Source organism: Streptococcus parasanguinis (assembly GCF_001578955.1).
Lineage (GTDB): Bacteria > Bacillota > Bacilli > Lactobacillales > Streptococcaceae > Streptococcus > Streptococcus parasanguinis_U.
This window is the reverse complement of record NZ_KQ969689.1, coordinates 8573-11121: the sequence shown is the minus strand read 5'-3', so window position 1 is coordinate 11121 and position 2549 is coordinate 8573. Positions and strand designations below refer to the sequence as shown.

The 2549-nt window shown below is 32.5% G+C and carries 3 protein-coding genes; all 3 read right to left on the bottom strand.

The features are described from left to right. Positions 1–281, bottom strand: a 281-nt coding sequence (locus SPADD19_RS12100; protein ID WP_241496358.1) for an NUDIX domain-containing protein, incomplete at its 3' end; no start/stop codon positions are given. After that, complete coding sequence (locus tag SPADD19_RS00040) at positions 274–1464, bottom strand: DegT/DnrJ/EryC1/StrS family aminotransferase (protein WP_061454868.1); 1191 nt, start codon at positions 1462–1464, stop codon at positions 274–276. The genes SPADD19_RS00040 and SPADD19_RS12100, both read right to left, overlap by 8 nt. 11 nt (positions 1465–1475) lie before the next feature. Next, positions 1476–2474 (bottom strand): NAD-dependent epimerase/dehydratase family protein, encoded by a 999-nt coding sequence (locus tag SPADD19_RS00035; protein ID WP_003005029.1) that lies wholly within the window; start codon positions 2472–2474, stop codon positions 1476–1478. Positions 2475–2549 lie beyond the last annotated feature (75 nt).

The window sequence follows — 2549 nt, the reverse complement described above, 5'->3', positions numbered from 1 at the left end:
ACAAAATGATAATCCTGCCCTGAAAAAGTATGAATTAACTTCAATTCTTCAATTGTTAATCCGGTCTCCTCAAATACTTCCCTAATTGCCGTTTGTTCAAGTGTCTCTCCTACTTCCAATAATCCACCTGGCAATCCCCATGTTCCTGAAGACCGTTTTTGAAGCAACACTTGATCTAGTTCATTTTCAATAATAACATTTGAACCTACTAGAATAAGTAAGTCATTACCTATCTTTTTTCGAATTGTTGACACGTAATTTTCTGTTGGTGTGTTAAGCATCTTGTATCACCCGTTTCTTTATCTCTTCAGCATTGATATGAATGTTTCTTAACATATTAACTATCATTTCGATATCTGCATACGTTAGAAATGGATGCATAGGTAAACAAATTATATTTTTGGAAATATTTTCAGTATTTTCTAAAACAAGATCATTGTATTCAGAATAACAATCCATTTTATGTATAGGAGGAGAAAAATAATTTCTTGTTGGAATACCCTCTCTATTCAAACTCTGAACAACTGTATCTCTATCTAACCCAAATGACCTTGCATGCACTACTATGCATAAATCTTTATATGTACTAATTTGGTTATCCGGTATTTTTTGCAACGATACTCCTTCAATTTCAGATAATAACTGTCTATAATAATTGCCAATCTTTTTACGCTCCGATAGATTTTTGTCAATTATACTCAATGACATTAGACCAGTTATAGCTGCCAACTCACTAAGTCTAGCATTAACACCAATCTCAGTACAATTATAATCTCCCGGATTTCCATATTCTCTTAAAAGTCTAATTTTGCTATCAATTTCTTTATTTTTACTTACGACAATTCCCCCTTCACCTGTAACTAGAGTTTTTGTAGGAGAGGTACTATATACTGAGATATCACCAAAGTTTCCCAAATGTGTTTTGTCAATGGTACTACCAAATGCGTGAGCAGCATCATAGATAAGTTTAAGATTATGGGTTTTAGATACCCTTTCTAATTCATATACTTCTGCTCCAACTCCGAATATGTGCACAGCAATAATTGCTTTTGTTTTAGGAGTGATATATTTTTCAATGTTATTTGTTTCGATTGTAAATGTTTCAGAGTTGCAATCTACAAAAACAGGAATAGCTCCAACCTTTTTAATTGCATGAACAGTTGCACAAAATGTAAAACTAGGGACAAGGACTTCATCACCACTTTTTATTCCCAATGCTTCTAATGCTAAAATTAATCCTATAGTCCCAGAAGAGACAGCAGTTACATAGGGAGCTCCTAAATAACTGCTCACCTCAGACTCATACTTTTCTAAAAATCTCCCTTTTGAGAGCATCCCAGTTTTAAAAACTTCGTTAAAGTATGACTCATATTTTGATTCTGAATAAGTAGGAAACATAGGTTTTATAAATTTTAATTGACTTGAAAACGCTGGTTTCCCACCTAATATTGCTAATTGTTTCATATTCTAACTCCTTAATTCAAATATTCCTTAGTAGCAACTTTTACGTTGCTATATATATCGCAGAATGGATTATTAATTAACCCTGATTTCATGCTATTTGCAATTTCTTCTACTCCAACTTCAATAGACTTCTGTGATGAAAAACCCAACTGCTCTATTTTATCAAAAGAAACACTATAGCTTCGATTATCTTCCTTTAAACCATCTAAGTTAACTTTAGTATTTCCAGTAGCTTTTGAAATTATGCTAGCTACTTCAGTAAGATTATAATTTTCAGAATTATTACCAACATTAAATACTTCTATACCGTTATCTGTATATTTATTTTTACATCTTTCTTCAAAAAGCAAATTGATAGCTCTGGCCACATCTCCACAATGAATAAATGGTCTCTCTTGCTGACCGCCGTAAACATTTATAACTCCGTTATTTAATGCAGAGGCAGTCATTACATTTACAGCTAAGTCAAATCGCATCCTCCTCGATAAACCAAAAACGGTACAAAATCGCAATATGATAATATTCAACTTATCCTTATAATTTAATAAATCTTTCTCTGAAAGTAGCTTTAGCTCTGCATAATAATCAACAGGATTGGGAATACTATGTTCATCAAACTTATCTTTACCAAAACCATAGACACTACAGCTTGAGGCAAAAATAAAATTTTTCACCCCCTTTTTGACTGCACATTCTACTAGATTTCTTGTTCCACGAACGTTAATATCGTAAGCGATATCTTTGTCAACAACACATGAAGGCTCTCCAACTAGACTTGCCAAATGAATAATTGTATCAATTTGATTTAGGGATTTCAAAATGTCCTCTTTGATTCGAATGTCCCCCTTAACTAATTTAAAACGTTCTGAATATAAAAACTCAGATAGTGAATCAAAACCAAATATACCGCTGTCTAAAACAACAACCTTATTTTCTTGATTATTTAGCAATTCTTCAACTAATCTTGAACCAATATAGCCACAACCGCCTGTCACCAAAATATTACTCATGAATCATTCTCCTTTTTCCATATTGTCTTGTTAATATAACAATCATTCCGAAAGCAACATCATAAGAAACCAAAA